This window comes from Paenibacillus sp. CR_12, assembly GCF_041953985.1.
In the GTDB taxonomy this organism is placed as follows: domain Bacteria; phylum Bacillota; class Bacilli; order Paenibacillales; family Paenibacillaceae; genus Paenibacillus_AQ; species Paenibacillus_AQ lautus_A.
Map to the genome: position 1 here is coordinate 158,878 of NZ_JAVFHO010000003.1, position 15,770 is coordinate 174,647.

14 protein-coding genes are annotated in these 15,770 nt (G+C 51.8%); 8 read left to right on the forward strand and 6 right to left on the reverse strand.

Annotation, left to right across the window (positions count from 1 at the left end):
* Positions 1–3 precede the first annotated feature (3 nt).
* Entirely contained in the window at positions 4–285 is a 282-nt protein-coding gene (locus tag RB297_RS13085; RefSeq protein ID WP_375120655.1) for a hypothetical protein, read from the reverse strand.
* Positions 286–388: 103 nt separating this feature from the next.
* Entirely contained in the window at positions 389–1,066 is a 678-nt protein-coding gene (locus RB297_RS13090) for a general stress protein (protein ID WP_009591703.1), read from the reverse strand.
* A 235-nt stretch (positions 1,067–1,301) separates the two neighbouring features.
* On the opposite strand from RB297_RS13090, the gene RB297_RS13095 reads away from it, so the two are divergent.
* Together RB297_RS13095 and RB297_RS13100 are read left to right on the forward strand one after the other, a co-directional pair.
* A complete protein-coding gene (locus RB297_RS13095) occupies positions 1,302–2,255 on the forward strand; it encodes a hypothetical protein (RefSeq protein WP_015733919.1) in 954 nt (317 codons plus the stop codon).
* A gap of 72 nt (positions 2,256–2,327) precedes the next feature.
* On the forward strand, positions 2,328–2,567 hold the full coding sequence (locus RB297_RS13100) for an NHLP leader peptide family RiPP precursor (protein WP_015733918.1): 240 nt from the start codon (positions 2,328–2,330) through the stop codon (positions 2,565–2,567).
* Positions 2,568–2,658: 91 nt separating this feature from the next.
* Here the strand turns inward: RB297_RS13100 and RB297_RS13105 are convergent, their stop codons facing one another.
* The 3 genes from RB297_RS13105 to RB297_RS13115 form a co-directional block, all read right to left on the reverse strand.
* Positions 2,659–4,548 carry a sensor histidine kinase gene (locus tag RB297_RS13105; protein ID WP_176502482.1) on the reverse strand — a complete coding sequence of 630 codons (1,890 nt, stop codon included), beginning with the start codon at positions 4,546–4,548 and terminating at the stop codon, positions 2,659–2,661.
* 154 nt (positions 4,549–4,702) lie between these two features.
* Positions 4,703–6,616: an ATP-binding protein gene (locus RB297_RS13110; RefSeq protein WP_375120656.1), complete on the reverse strand. Its 1,914-nt coding sequence runs from the start codon at positions 6,614–6,616 to the stop codon at positions 4,703–4,705.
* A gap of 284 nt (positions 6,617–6,900) precedes the next feature.
* Positions 6,901–8,352, reverse strand: coding sequence for a SulP family inorganic anion transporter (locus RB297_RS13115; protein ID WP_375120657.1), 1,452 nt, complete (start codon positions 8,350–8,352; stop codon positions 6,901–6,903).
* 341 nt (positions 8,353–8,693) lie between these two features.
* Here RB297_RS13115 and RB297_RS13120 point away from each other — a divergent pair, with 341 nt between their 5' ends.
* The 4 genes from RB297_RS13120 to RB297_RS13135 all read left to right on the forward strand — a co-directional run bounded on the left by RB297_RS13120 (position 8,694) and on the right by RB297_RS13135 (position 11,333).
* The gene (locus tag RB297_RS13120; RefSeq protein ID WP_375120658.1) at positions 8,694–9,392 is read left to right on the forward strand and encodes a hypothetical protein; all 699 of its coding nucleotides are present in this window, start codon (positions 8,694–8,696) and stop codon (positions 9,390–9,392) included.
* A gap of 281 nt (positions 9,393–9,673) precedes the next feature.
* A complete protein-coding gene (locus tag RB297_RS13125; protein ID WP_015733913.1) occupies positions 9,674–9,850 on the forward strand; it encodes a hypothetical protein in 177 nt (58 codons plus the stop codon).
* Positions 9,851–9,946: 96 nt separating this feature from the next.
* Entirely contained in the window at positions 9,947–10,339 is a 393-nt protein-coding gene (locus tag RB297_RS13130; protein WP_015733912.1) for a hypothetical protein, read from the forward strand.
* Positions 10,340–10,610: 271 nt separating this feature from the next.
* On the forward strand, positions 10,611–11,333 hold the full coding sequence (locus tag RB297_RS13135; protein WP_375120915.1) for a peptidylprolyl isomerase: 723 nt from the start codon (positions 10,611–10,613) through the stop codon (positions 11,331–11,333).
* A 181-nt stretch (positions 11,334–11,514) separates the two neighbouring features.
* Here RB297_RS13135 and RB297_RS13140 read toward each other — a convergent pair whose 3' ends face one another.
* On the reverse strand, positions 11,515–13,623 hold the full coding sequence (locus RB297_RS13140) for a class I SAM-dependent methyltransferase (protein WP_375120659.1): 2,109 nt from the start codon (positions 13,621–13,623) through the stop codon (positions 11,515–11,517).
* Between the two features lie 172 nt (positions 13,624–13,795).
* Here RB297_RS13140 and RB297_RS13145 point away from each other — a divergent pair, with 172 nt between their 5' ends.
* Both RB297_RS13145 and RB297_RS13150 read left to right on the forward strand, forming a co-directional pair.
* Positions 13,796–14,515: a 3-ketoacyl-ACP reductase gene (locus RB297_RS13145; protein WP_015733909.1), complete on the forward strand. Its 720-nt coding sequence runs from the start codon at positions 13,796–13,798 to the stop codon at positions 14,513–14,515.
* 324 nt (positions 14,516–14,839) lie between these two features.
* Positions 14,840–15,763 carry an AEC family transporter gene (locus RB297_RS13150; protein ID WP_375120660.1) on the forward strand — a complete coding sequence of 308 codons (924 nt, stop codon included), beginning with the start codon at positions 14,840–14,842 and terminating at the stop codon, positions 15,761–15,763.
* Positions 15,764–15,770 lie beyond the last annotated feature (7 nt).

Below are 15,770 nucleotides of genomic sequence, written 5' to 3' on the forward strand. Positions count from 1 at the left end.
GTCTCATCCCTGGATACCCTTACTATCCTTATCCATACTATCCACCGTTTTATCCGCCGGTCTATCCGTTTCCTCCGTATTACCCGGGATATCCCGGATTTCCCGGACATGGGCATGGGCACGGGCACGGTCCTTGGCATCCGGGACATGGCCCAGGACCGTGGCATCCGGGCGGACCTGGACACGGCCCCGGTGGACCAGGCGGTCCTGGACATGGGCACGGCCCCGGCGGTCCCGGGTACGGGCCGAGGGGTGCGAGAATGCAGCGCAACAAGCGTTAAACACGACTTCAAGCAAGCCCCGTGAAGCCGGATTGTCGCCGCAAACAAACCGCCCGGAAGAATCCGGGCGGTTTGTTCATCGTTCATGATGCATATGAGAATAACCCTTATCGTCTCTTCGTGGTTTCTTCACGATCCGGGCTAACAATGTTAGGACTCACGGCGCCGCCATTGCCATCGCCATAGCCTTGATACAGGTTAGGGTCCGGCACGGCATCCTCGGTGGCAGCAGCCGCTTCAGAACGCGAATCTACCGGTGCTCCTGTACCGCTGTAGGTACCTTCTTCACGGTAATGATGTTCATTGAGCGCGCTGTTGCTGCGGAATATATCATATACCTGGCCACCGTTCGACTCATCGGCATCCACCATGACCAGAATATGCCCTTCATCGACGTAGCCCCCATATTCCTCCGCTTGATCTTCCGGAATGCCAAGGCCGATCAGGCCTCCTACCAACCCGCCTGCACCGGCACCCACGGCGGCGCCCGTCAGCGTTGCCGCGATCGGTCCAGCGGCAATGATCGGACCGATGCCCGGAATGGCCAATGCGCCAAGACCTGCGAGCAATCCGGTGACGCCGCCCAGCACGCCGCCGGTAGCCGCTCCGGAGGCCAATCCCTCGGGCGCTTTGGTCCCGGTCTCGTCCTGAATATGGGAAGATTCGCCGCGATCCTTGGCAATGACAGAGATTTCATCGGCTCTGAATCCTTGCTGCTTTAGTTCCTCAATGGCTCGGGTTGCTTCCTGCTCCGTCCGAAAAGCTCCTACAATTTTCTGAGTCATATGAATTCCTCCTATTTGGTCATTTTCGGTTATCGCTGTACATCCCTAAATTAAACGCCAGCCGCCATAATCAAACAAGGAAACCGAATAACCGCTTGTAAAGAACCCCGTCGCAGAGCCGAAACTTCCACATATCGCCATGGAATGGGACTGGTAATATTTAACTCCATAAGCATTCATGTTAATATAGCAAGTAAGCACTTGTACCTTAAAAATTGAATAGGTTGGTGATTCCATGAACTGGTTCAAGCCTTTCGAGGACGATCTTGCCGCCGCTTTCTCGGCCTGCGAAGCAAGGCTGTCCGAATTCCCTGCTCCCCTGAACCAAATCGGTCTTTCATACCTCAGAAAGTTTGACGTCTTTGAGCAGGACAGTTCCAAAAATTACATCTGCTATCTGCTTCCCTTCTGGATGAAAGAACGGACCGCACTCCCTGCCGAGATATACCGTGATCTCTCCACGGCCAACATTATCGGCATGTTATACTACTTCATTCAAGACGACATCATGGACTCGCCTCATGACGGCCAGTCCTCTATCGATCCGAAACACCATCTCGCGCTTGCCAACCTGCTGTATTACGAATTTCTCACATCCTATCAACCCTACTTCCCAGCAAATTCAGAATTCTGGTCTTATCTCAAACACTATACGCACGAATGGTCGGAAGGCGTCATCCATGAAACCCGGGAGGATTACTTCAAGCACGACAGGGCCATGGTTGCCAAAAAGGCGGCTCCCGTAAAGCTGGGAAGCACCGCCGCACTGCTTCTATCGGATCAAGCAGACCTTATTCCACGAACGAACGATGTGATGAATCATGTGCTGCTTACCTTGCAGATGATGGACGATTGGACCGATTGGAAGCAGGATCTTGCAGATGGCAGCTACAACTGCCTGCTCTCCCTCATTAAATCGGAACGGGGGCAACCGCAGGACGCTGTTCTAACGATATCCGAAGTACAGGAAGCCATCTTTATCAACAACATGCTGAAGCCTTATGCAGAGATTGCCGCTGCCACCCATGCCCATCTCTTATCGGTTGATATCGAGGCTCCGCACCTGATTTCCTTCCATCAAACCATGGTGGATGAACTTCAGAACGAAGCGAATCATATCGAAAACAGTAAAAAAACCTTGTCTTTTGGCGGGTTAAATTACCATTTGTCTATTCTAAACAAAAAATAATAGATTTTATATTTGTTCCATGGTATTCTTTAAGAGTAAAAAATAACCAATTTATTTGAAAGGGTGATTCTTATGACGACAGAAGCCATCTTTCAAACACAATTGATTCAAAAAGCCTGGGAGGATCCTAGCTTTAAGGCAAGACTGCTGAGCGATCCAAAGTCCGCAATCAAGGAAGTTCTTGGTGTACGGATTCCCGACCACATCGAGATTCGAACGCTTGAAGAGAATCCGGGCGAGCTGTATCTGGTCATCCCTCCGAATCCGACTAGCGTGATCAAATCGGAAGCCAAGGAAAGAGCCATCTGGTAAAGACTACATAACAGCCTGGACATTTCATAAATAGATGAATAGGTAAAAAGAGTGGGGACGGTAACCGCCATCGCTGCCGCAGCTTAGCGAATCATTCGCAAGCTGCGGGAAGCGTAATGACGGCATCGGTCCCCACTCCTTGTTTACTCGTAAAATAAATGTCCCCATCCATGGCCTCGATAATTCGGAAGGTCACCATCAGGCCAAGGCCCGTACCCTTCGTTTTGTTAGAGAAATAGGGCTCTCCCAGACGTGCCAGCACATCCGGCCCCATCCCCTCTCCATTATCCACCACATGAATAAACACCTGGCCTTGCTGGCGATAGCAGCGGATATGAACCAGCCCTTCGTCGCCCAGCGCCTCAATGCTGTTCTTCACGATGTTAATGAAGGCCTGCTTGAATTTCGAGGAATTGCCCCGAATCGTAATATCCTCCGGAATATCGACGGTAATTCTGCCTCCTTGCAGATGAGCCAGCGGGCCGAGTATGCCTTCGATATGCTTGAACTCCTCGGATATCCGCAGCACCGTGTCTTTCCCGAATTCCGGCTTGGCAAAGGTTAAGAAATCCGTAATGATGCCCGAGGCACGGTCCAGCTCGACCAAGGCCAGATCCAGATACTCCCGTTCGGTGGACTGGGCTTTTCCGGTGAGGAGCTGCAGGAATCCCCGCGTCACTTGCAGCGGGTTGCGAACCTCATGCGCGACCGATGCCGCAAGCTCACTGATGATCTCCATCTTCTCCGAACGCTGCAGCTCATTGTTGAACATCTCAAGCTCTTTGGAGTATTGAAGCATCTGTTCGTGATTTTTGGCAAAATGCCGTCCGAGAATAACGATGAGCGCAATGATGAAGCTGACGATGCCCCATTTCCAGAGGAACAGATTGTAGCTGCCCCGGGTCAGGAAAAACTGCAGCAGCTCGCCCAAACCCACAATGGCAAACACCGCAAAGCCGGCGTTGAAAATAATGGCGTCCTTATTTCCCTTAACGGCATAGTACATCGAGCTTCCGACCAGCAGTACGAATTGAACAATCATGACAAAACCCAGGACCTGAACGGAGAAAAAATAATACAGGTCGAACCATTGATTAAAGGCCCATTGATTGAAGATCAGGAACAGGCCGCAGAACAGCGAATAGAACACCTGGAACTTCCGAAGTTTGCGCAGCACGCCCCTCCAGCCGGGGCCGAAGATTTTTTCAAAAAAGAGACTGAACGAAGGAAGTAAAATAAATAATGAGATGTCATATAACTGAGTATATAAATTTCCATATTCATCAAAAATCGTATAAAGAAACGGGGAGTATGTAAATACCAGTATGCCAACGGATAAAATAATAAACGATAAGGACAGGACGGTAAGCAAATATTTTCTGTTCAGAAACACGGCGCAGATCAGCATCACCAATGCAATAAAAACAAAGGCGCTCCCGAGGATGATATCCACCAGATTCGACTTCACGAATTGGTTCAACAGATCATGATAATTGCCGACCAGTATTTTCCCTTCCATCGTCACATGATCTCGCGCGGTTTCCAGCCAGATGTACAGATCCTTCCCGAGTAAGTCCTGATGAAGGGGAAGCAAAATGTAGTTCAGCTCATAATTGTACGTACGAGTTGATTCGTAAATCTTCTCATGGTCCGCATATACCGCAACCTGCTGTCCGTGCAGCTTGTCAATCAAAATGCCGGGGGATGCCGATGATATTTCGGGAATCTTCATTTGAATCCATGCGGATGCCTTGGCATGCGGCTTGGAAGGCGTCGAAGCTCCGGTCGAAGTTACCAGCCAGTCATCCCTGTGGGCCGGTACGCTGTCCGGTACCCCTCGGGTTTCGGACCAAAGGATTCTCCACTCCTTAATCGCTGCCCGAGCTGCCGTTTCTTCGGTGGCAAAGACAAGCCCAGGTAACCCCTGGCTAAAAGCTATAACGATGATCAGGAACACAGCGATTCTCCATCCAGACCTCATGGACGCACCTCAAACATTATAATGGGTGATTCTCTTACTGTGTTATTCGCTGCGACAAAACCTTCCACCTTCTAATTTTCGGAAAAATGATAAAATTTTCTATTATTGATATAACAAAGAGAGATGCAGCGCGGCATCTCTCTCGATTGGAAATCTAAACCTCCACTGAATCAGGAACGGACGGAAAGCGAATGATCGCCTCGGTGCCGCTTCCTTTTTCACTGATAAAATGAATGGTTCCTCGCATCGCTTCGATGATCCGGAAGGTGACCATCAGGCCAAGCCCCGTCCCTTTCGACTTATTCGAGAAATACGCCTCGCCAAGCCTCTCCAGATCTCCAGCCTCTATTCCAATGCCGTCATCTTGGATGTGAATCACGACTTCACCTGATTCGGCATAGGCCCAGATGCGAATAATGCCTTCTCCATCCAGTGCCTCGATGCTGTTCTTGACGATATTAATCATCGCTTGCTTCAGTTTGGATGAATTACCGGTGATGTATAATTCCTTGGCGTCATCCAGTTCGATCGTGCCCCCGCTCAGATTCGCAAGCGGCAGCAGAATGCCTTTCACATGCTTCAGCTCCTCATACACGTTCAGCCTGGTCTCATGCTCCAATTCAGGCTTGGCAAACGTGAGGAAATCCGTGATGATCCCGGAAGCCCGGTCCAGTTCTTTCAGCGCCAAGCCAAAATACTCCTTTTCCGTCTGCTTGGAGTTCTCGGCCAGAAGCTGCATGAAGCCGCGCGTCACTTGCAGCGGATTTCGAACCTCGTGCGCAACCGAAGCGGCGAGCTCGCTGATGATCTCCATTTTCTCCGATCGCTGAAGTTCGTGATTAAACATCTCCAGCTCCCGGGAATATTGCAGCACTTGCTCATGGCTTCGGGCGAATTTACGCCCCAGCAATATGATCAGGGAGACGATCAGGCCGATAACGCCCCATTTCCACAGAAAGAGCTCATAATGCCCGTCATGGTAATAGAAGGCCAGCATATCTCCGAGCGTCGCTATCGCCATCGTGCCGAAGCCTGCGGTAAAAATATAAGCGTCCTTGTTGCGCTTGGCAGCGTACAGAATCGTGGTACCGATCAGCAGCACCATCTGCAGGATAATCAGGATGCCGAGAATCTTCACGGAGAAGAAATAGTACATATCATAAAACGAATGATGGCTCAGAACATGTACCGCAAGGAAAACCAGGCAGATCCCGGAGTAGGCCATCTGAATTCTTCGGCCGTAGCGAATGATCCGGTAGGGACCGGGTCCGTAGATTTTCTCGAAATAGAAATACAGCGCCGGCAAAACGGTGAAAAGCGAAATATCAAATACCGAGACCCATACGCTGCCGAGTTCGCCATAAAAGGTGTACAGGAACGGCGAGTACGTAATTAGCAAGGCTCCGCTTGCCAGAATGATCACGCTCAGGGACAGCCAGCTGGATACCGTATGCTTCGGAAGGAACAAGCAGCAGAAGAACATGACCACCGCGATAAACAAAAAGGAGCTGCCTAATATAAAATCCTCCAAATCCTTCTTGATAAAACCTCTACGCAGATCATCATACTCGCCGAGCATGATCTCGCTATCGATGCCTAACGTCATATCGCTAGAACCGTTTGTCCATATATAAACGGTTTTGCCGGCATCATCCGGATGAAAAGGAAGCAGCAGCGAATGATTCGTATACATATAGTCCCGCTTGGCTTCATACACCGGTTCGTCGTTCAAGAAAGCCAGAACATCCTGCCCCTTGATCCGGTCAATCATAATGGCCGATTGTTTCCAAGGAAGGTCGGGCAGGGTAAAACGATTCCATGCTGAAGATACCCCATCTGACTTTGGGGGTTCTTTGTTCTCTGGTGTCCCTGTCAGCCAACCGCTTGAATTCCGAATGCCGGCCGGCGAAACAACCTCCTGTTGTTCGTTATCCCACATAAACTGCCAATCAGGTATCACGGTATGAGCACGCTCAGCATCCGATTGTCCCGGTGATAAAATCGATATAATCAGCAGCAGCGGCACGACCAGCAGAAGCAGGAATATGGATTTGGGCATATCCTTCATCTAGTCAGCACCTCTAACCGTTATTGTCAATATAAATCCGTCTTCTTCTCCATCCTTTGCATCGATTCGACAAACTTCGTGTTCATTTACAATCAATATAACATGAAATGCCAGGTATCGTTTGTAAAATTTTATTTACGTTCATAGCGACAACCGGCCGAAAAGCAAGAATGGCGGTGCAAGGATCATATCCTTGAGCACCGCCATTTCTTCATTTGGCATGTTTTTCATCTGACAAACCTTACCTCTATTGAGCACACCTGCTTACAGAATGACTAATGCTTCTAATGCGTAGAGTTTGAAGCAAGGCCGATTTTATCGACCATCCGCTGGCTTTCGTCGTTCAACCCTATGAGCGTGAGGTCTTTCCCCGCTTCCTTGTACTTATGCCATACCTTCGAAATGGCATTCGTGGCTGACTGATCCCATACATGGGATTTGGAAAAATCAATCACGACATGTTCCGGATCATCGTTCACGTCAAACAGATTTACAAAATACATCATCGTTCCGAAAAACAGCTGTCCCCGGATTTCGTATACCTTGGTGCCGTTCGGCTGCATATGGGGCACGGCGTGAATTTTGGCCATCTTCCACCCGAAATTCAGGGCGCTTAAGATAATCCCGATCATGACCCCGATGGCCAGATTATGAGTCGCTACCACAATGATGACCGTTGCCAGCATGACGATGGCATCCCCTAACGGCACGCGGTGAAGCGTGCGAAGCGATCCCCATTCAAACGTGCCGATCGAAACCATGAACATGACCCCGACAAGCGCCGCCATCGGAATCTGTTTCACGACATCCCCGAGCACAATGATGAGGAACAGCAGAAACACGCCGGAAACCAAGGTGGATAACCGGGTGCGCCCTCCCGATTTCACATTAATCACCGTCTGTCCGATCATGGCGCAGCCCGCCATGCCGCCAAAGAATCCGGTGATCACGTTGGAAACGCCCTGACCGCGGATTTCCCGGTTCTTGTCGCTGCCCGTCTCGGTCATCTCATCCACGAGCGACGCGGTAAGCAGCGATTCCGTCATCCCGACGACAGCAAGAGCCAGGGAAATAGGCAATATCGTCATGATCATGTCCAGGCTCACGGTTACATTCGGAATATGGAAGAACGGCAGTGCCTGGGTAATGTTGCCCATGTCCCCGACCGTTTGCACCGGGGCTTTGAACCAAACCGCAACGATCGTCATCACGATGATCGCAACGAGTGCCGATGGAACCGCTCTGGTTATCAGCGGCAATAAGTAAATGATCAGCAGCGTGCCGATCACCATCAAGTACATCGGCCACGATTCGCCCTTGAAATTCGGAAGCTGGGCCAGAAAAATGATGATGGCCAGGGAATTCACGAAGCCGGTGATGACCGGCTGGGGAACAAACGTGATAAAACGTCCGAACTTGAGCGCTCCCATCGACCATTGCAAGATTCCCGTCAGAATCGTTGCCGCATACAAATACTCGATCCCGTGCATAGCCACAAGCGGTCCCATCAATGACGCCATGGCCCCTGTCGCCGCTGAGATCATGCCGGGACGGCCGCCGAAAAACGAAATGCTGACGGCAATCACGAAGGACGCATAGAGTCCCACCATCGGATCAACGCCTGCCATGATGGAGAAGGCGATCGCTTCCGGGATGAGAGCGAACGCTACCGTCAGACCCGATAAAATATCTTTGCGCGAGTTGCCAAAGAAGCCTTGTCTAATCCATTGAAACAAAGTCCTGATCACTTCCTGTTCTGTTGTTGGTTGTTGACAATCCACTCTCAGTATTGTCCCGGTCCGTTAGTCGCTTTTTCGATTATAACGGGATCATTTTAAAATTTCATTGTTCAATTTAAGGGAAATAATCCACGAAATCATTCATTTTCTCTCATTTATCTTGTGTTTGGTCCATTTTCCTTATTTGAAAATTTTCATAATACGTCAACCGACAGGGAAAGATAGAGCTTGCTTGGTTTGCCATAACCTGAATGTTTCGGGATTCATTCTTGATTCAGCGGGTAAAGTCGAAGTATAGAAACCTATTGTAATTGAAAACAAGGAAGGAGATGGACACGATGCGAGACGAAAACAATCGGAATACGCTGGCAGATTTGACATATTTGGAATTCGAGGCCAAACGGAAAGTCGAGGATACGGATTGGATTCCGCAAGACGATCTGAGAGACGTCAACACCTATACGGAGCAAAGCCTAAGCAGCGAAGACGCGGATCATATCGCGTACGATCAGAATGAAGCGGCTCCTGCGGATGCAAAACCGGAGGAGCGGATGAACCCCGATCACAGCGCCATCGATGCATGGGAAGCTACAGGTGCCGATCCGGATCAACGGACCATTGCCGATGAGCGGTTATCCTTGTCATCCGATGCCGGAGAAGCCGACGAGGTTCGGCTGGACCGCACCGCCGACGAAACGGTTATTCGCGATGTCGCGGACGACGAGACGGACCGGGAATGGCGGGCCATCGAGGGTGAGCCCCCAACTCGTCCGGGTGACGAGGTCATCGCCGAGTACACCGGCGATGCGGAGCAGAGAGTCGCAGCCGACGCCGCGTTTTCAGGCAGCGGTACCGCCTTTCTGAATCAGGACATTTTTATGAATTACCCTTCGGGTGAAGAGGAGTATACGCCGCTGGAGGACGTGCCCGACGCGGACGCGATTGCGGCCAACAGCCCGGTGGATCCCGCCGCGCCTCCGACGGAACAGATGCACGGAACCGATCTGCTGAACGGCAGCAATGGCGAGGACGACTAAAACCTGCAAGACCCGCCTCTCCTTATAGGAAGGCGGGTCTTATACTAGCACTGTATGATCCCTCTATTTTCCGAATATGATATCCAGCCAGCCGAGAAATGACATCCACAACAGGATGCCGATCAGGGTACCCCATATGAGTGCCGTTAATATGTTGCCCTTTCTTTCCATGCCTACGCCTCCCATACAACCGTCTTTATAGTAAAACAGTATGGGTCAAGCTATCAGTTCTTATACCAGCCGTTCATTTCAAAGATTCGATTTCATAGGAGGAACAGCCGATGAAGAAACAACCTGACGAGAAGCACCGTTTAGTGACCGAACGCGACATCGATGAGGAATTCGGCCTGTTTGTCGAGGATTCCTATCCGGACAGCATTCCGATACCCGACAGCATCAAACACGAGAAGCCGGATGGCAGCGGTACGAGTAACCGCGGAAATCCTCCGTCATCCTAAACAACACCGGGCAGGAATCGTGATCCTCTTCTTTCACCCATGCCATACCTTCCAACATACACTACACCATACGACCCTGGAAGGATGATGCCTCATATGAAAGGATTGCCGATCCATCCCTGCAGACATAAGATCACCCTGCAGCAGCGACTGGCCTCGTTGACCGGACATCTGGTGGAAATCAACGCGCCGAACACCGGGTTGGAACCCGGACGGCTGCAGCGGGTATTCCCGAAAAATTTCATCAAGGTGCAGGGCGAGCTTTTTGTGCCGTCCAGTCTCAACTCGGTTCGGGTATTCGATGTCAAGCCGCCGGGCAAAACGGTGCGGGTTGGGGTTCGGACCACCTTCCCGACCCGCGGCGCCTTCGACCGGATCCGGCTTGTCAGAATCGGAGCCGATTTCATCGAATTGCTTGCCAAGGACAAGAACCGTTCGCGGATTCTGCTCCCTTTAAACAAAGTGGAGGGCATATTTCCTGCCAAGTAAAGACGTACAATGCTCCCCATTTCCTGAAGCTTCCGGACTTGTACAGGTTCGGGAGCTTATTTTTTGCATTCTGAGCCGCTGGCCTTGATTCGTTAATCGCAAGGAAAACATCCTCTATACGCGGTCGGTCTTCTGTGACATAACGTTGATAACGGTTTCCTTAATGTATACTCCGCTATTTCGATTTTCAGTACTTGTCCAACCTGTGATAAAATATGATACAGATTACATGCTTAAGACCTGATAAGGCAAAGCACAGGAGGAGTCAATGATGTTGATACGCAGAACACGCTGGATGCCGGCCCTGCTCGTCATTCTTGGGCTGTTGTTCGTGATGACGGCATGCGGCCAGAATGACAAGGAAACCGAAAGCGGCGCAGGCGGCGGAACAGGTTCGACGAACGGCGCCGCGGCGCCCGGAGCGGAACCGCCGAAGGAAACCGAGGTCAAGCAGAACGTGCCCGACCCGAACGCCAGCCACCCCATCGTCACGATTGAAATGGAGAACGGCAAAACGATAAAGCTTGAGCTTTACCCGGAGGTTGCGCCGAATACGGTGAACAATTTCATCTCTCTGGTGGAACAAGGGTTTTACGATGGCACAGGCTTTCACCGCGTCATCCCCGGCTTCATGATTCAAGGTGGCGATCCTGACGGAAACGGCACGGGGGGACCCGGCTACGCGATCGCCGGAGAATTTACGTCCAACGGGTTTCAGAATGACCTGAAGCATACGACAGGCGTACTATCCATGGCGCGCGCGCCGGATCCAAACTCCGCCGGGTCGCAATTCTTCATTATGGTCGCGGATGCGCCTTCGCTGGATGCCCAGTACGCCTCCTTCGGTAAGGTCATCGAAGGCATGGAAACGGCTGAGGAAATCGTGGGCTTGGAGCGGGATCAGATGGACAAGCCGCTTGAAGTGCCCGTCATGAAGAAAGTGACGGTCGATACGCTCGGGAAGGATTATCCGGATCCCGAAAAGCAGGAATAGCTTTTTTGGTATAAGCGCTGCGGCTCAAGCGCTGTCAGCGAACCATTTTCCTTCCTCGCTTGTGAATGAGCACAGAATCCGGACGGCTTACCAAACAACATGCGAAAGAGGACCGAAGCACGCTTGAAATATAGCTGCGTTCCGGTCCTCTTTTTTTATAGATTACAGCAGGGTATGGCCTTTACGGACGAGTCGGCTTCTCGATCACGTAAAGGCAGGTGCTGTCCGGCAAAGTTACCGCCTTCCCATCCTCATCCATGAATTCGATGCGGTCAGCCAATGCCTCGGCATATCCTTCCTGAAGATAATGCTGCTGCACGCGGATCAGCGCTTCGGGGCCCAGCGTTCGGCGGATGCACTCCGCATACTGCGTAGGCGTGAAATATCCGAACTGCTCCTGCACTTCATGAACATACGCTTCGGCACCCCAAGTATAGGTATACAGAAACTCCATCGCATCGTTGACAGGCATGCGCACCTCCGCGTCTGCCAGCTGCTCGTAGGATATGACCCGGCCTTTGAAATCCGAGGCATACCGGATCAGCCATTCCATGCCGTCGTCCTCAAGGAAACGGATCCTTCTCCAGGTATCCTCGGGCTCGGTCATGATCCCGTCACGGATAATAATGCGGCCCCCGGGTGCAAGCACCTCATAGGCACTGAGCAAGGCTGCCTCCACGGTCGCCGTATTGAAGCGCGCACCGTCTGTTTCAATGTACGAGTACAACTCATGCAGTATCGAGGAGAAGATGACCGTATCGACGCTCCCGGGTTTCACATAGTTCCTGAGATTCAGCGCGTCCCCCTTCAGGACCTCCCATGTTTTGTTCTCCATACGTTTGCGTTTTTCCAGCGCTTCAATCACGTTCGAGGAGATATCGATCCCGACGGGGCGCGCGTGCGGCAGCCGTTCCTCGATCAGGTCAAGCAGCACGCCTCCACCGGGACCGATATCCAGTACCGCCGTTCCCGTGATATAATCCAGAATCACTTTCTTGTAATCTCCCGTGCTGTTCATATCGTTTAAATAACTCTCTTCGTTATGAAACCGGTCATAAGCATCCCGCCTCAGGCCAAACAGATCAAACAACAGCAGCACTGCCTTCTCGTAAAGCGGGGATTTCTCCGCCTCGATGCAAAAATCGATTAATCTCTCCGCGGCCTGCGAGAATTCGAAGGTAAAGAATACCGTATCCGGCAGCTCCGGCTTTCGTTCGATGCGGTGGCGCAGATGCGGGTTGGCACTCGCCTGACCTTGAAGGCAGGCCTCCCAATCCGTCTGGCGCAAATATTGCTCGATCATTCTTTTCTTGTACACGTTCAGCTTCTTGACGCCCTTGTAATCGTAATACATATCGTTCATCAGCGGCTCAAAGCTCAGGTGGCTCACCGAATCCGAAGACCATTGATCCTCCGGGCTCTGTTTCTCCGGATGGAGAGCCAGCAGCAATACCTTCACGAACTCTTCCAACGAGAAATCCTGCAGGGCCGCTTCCACATACCAAAGCGTCATGTCTTGAAACCCATGCAGGGCAGCTGGCAGATCCGTCTGCCTCCGAATCTCCTGAAACTGCCTGTCGAAATCTTCTCCCCGGGCAATGGAAGCGGTCCGAAGGCGGCGCAGCCTTTCTTCATAAGTCCACCGATCCGGGACGCTCCCTTGGGCAAGCTTGCGAATCAGCTGTTTGATTTCCTCCTCAACGGAATGCCATAGCTCCTCCGATACGGCAGCAATGATGCAGTGATTCAAAGGGATCAGCAGCCTGATCAGCTCATCTTCGGTCAGCCGTCCTTCCTCCGTAAGCTTCATCAGCGGCAGGTTTTCCTCGAAGGCGACTTCCCCCCGGATGTGTTGCCCGAGCAGTCCATGGGTAAGTATGAGAGTATGTACCATCTCTTCGTGCGGTGACAGGGTTCCCCTGCCTTGCCGGATATGCCTTTCATACAGCTGCGCGGACCCGATATTATGCAGGAACAATTGGATGCCCGACTGCTGCCAGCGAAGGCGATCCCTCATCGTTCCGCCCTTGGCCGTTTCCGCCCACACCAGGACTTCTTCCAGCAGCTCTTTGATCCAATAGGAAACAGGCAGCGAATCCAGTATCTTCAATGTGCGTTCTACATAATCCAGCACGGGGTTGGCATGTGTCAATTGCCCGATGGACGTGATCCGTTCCAGATTGACGATTCGTTCCTCGGCCGATATCAGCTTCAATAGCCATGGATGCGTTCCCGCAGCCGATTCATCCCCCTGACGAAACGCGGTTATGATATTCAGCGCTTGCAGCATAGGTTGTTCCTCCACTTCCTGTTAAAAATGAACAAAGGTTATCTTGGTTTCGCTGCTACGATTATAACAAATTGTTTAGGGTGGATCGCGGGCATTTGGTAGTTGCGGATGGTACAGGGTATACTGGTCAACGAAACCATATTTTTTTATCAATGTGAAGGAGTGAATGTACATGAGCCTGAAAAACAAAACAGCCCTCATCACGGGTGCAGGCAAAGGGATTGGACGCGCCCTGGCCATCGCACTTGCCAAGGAAGGCGTGCACGTTGGACTCGTCGCCCGTACGGCAGCAGACCTGGAGCCGCTGAGCGCCCTGGTTGCCGAGCAATATGGTGTCAGAGCCGTCGCGGCGGTGGCCGACGTTTCCGTGCAGAGCGAGGCAGAGGCTGCTTTCGCGGCGGTAAACATGGAGCTGGGCTCGGTGGACATTCTGATCAACAACGCGGGCATCGCCCAGTTCGGCAACCTGCTGGAGATGGAACCCGAAGCCTGGAAGCGTATCGTCGACGTGAATCTGATGGGGACTTACTATATGACCCGCGCAGCGCTGCCCGGCATGATCGAGCACAACCAAGGAGACATCGTCAATATCTCTTCTACGGCCGGAGAACGCGGCTTCGCCACGGGCTCAGCCTATAACGCTTCGAAATTTGCGGTTATGGGACTGACCGAAGCCGTGCTGCAGGAGGTCCGCAAGCACAACATCCGCGTGACGGCGCTGACCCCGAGCACCGTGAACACGGATCTCGCCGTCAATGCCGGCTTGAAGATCGGGGACGAGGACCGGATGATGCAGCCGGAAGACGTAGCCGAGCTTGTACTGGCTGCGCTCAAGCTGCCGCAGCGCGTATTCGTCAAATCCGCCGGGATTTGGACTACCAACCCGCAATAAGGACGCGCCGACAGACGCTCCCATTGCAATAACCAAATTCAAGGGTGTTCTTTGGTCAGGGGCCAAGGAACATCCTTTTTGCGTGCAGCCGGCGTGTATCGCGATGGTCTGCGCCAGCTAATCCTGCGCACCTCTTCCTCCAAGGTTAGGTTCCGTTGAAGTCAAGAACGTTTCGCTTAAAGGCCCGCAAGATGCGCGTGCTTTGTTCTTTTTTCCATGCGGAATCAAGTGTCAACCATCCGTTGTCATGATATAATGACATGGCGTCATACGCACAGCCAGACCATTACCAAGCTATACTCATGGAAAGAAGATGACAACAGCATGATCGCCGACATTTTACTTGAAGTGGTACTTCCCATCTTTGTCCTGATAGGCTTTGGCATTATTATGCAATATGCCTTTAAGCTCGATTTGTACACACTCGCCAAAATCAACTTTTACTACATTACGCCTGCAGCCGTATTTATGAGTATGTACGAATCCAAGATGTCACCGCAGCTTCTGGGCATGGTGGCGTTATTTTATGCGCTTTATATCGGCGTCCTCTACTTGATCAGCATGCTGGTTGCCAGACAGCGCAAGTTCAACCGGGGGATGAGAGCCGCATTTACCAACAGCCTCCTGCTGGATAATTCGGGAAACTACGGCCTTCCGATCAATGATCTGGCCTTCAAGGGAGATCCGATGGCCGGCTCGGTGCAAGCGCTGATCATGTCATTTCAAAGCCTCCTTACGTTTACGTACGGAGTTATTTCCATTCAGGGAGCCAAGACGGAGGGATTATACAAACAGGCCATTATCGGATTTCTGAAAATGCCCGTCCCCTATGCCCTCGTCATCGGCATTGTGCTGCATTCCCTGGCCTTGCCGCTTCCGGTCTTTATCTCGCAGCCGCTGACCTATGCGGACCAGTCCATGGTGGCGATCGCCCTGCTGACGCTCGGAGCACAGATCATTAAATATCCGCTGCGCCTGCGCCGGCTCGATGTTTACCTCAGCGTCCTGCTGCGTCTTTTGGTCGCGCCGGCTATCGGCATTCTGATCGTGCTGCTGCTCGGGCTAAAAGGCGTTCCGGCGCAAGCGCTCATCATCGCTTCCGGCATGCCCGTCGGCGTCAATTCGTCCATCCTGGCGGAAGAATATCAGAATGAGCCTGATTTTGCTGCACAAACTGTCCTTATATCGACCATACTAAACGTAATTACGATTACCGGCCTGATCACGCTGGCCAAATTCATAGCCTAAAGACTAA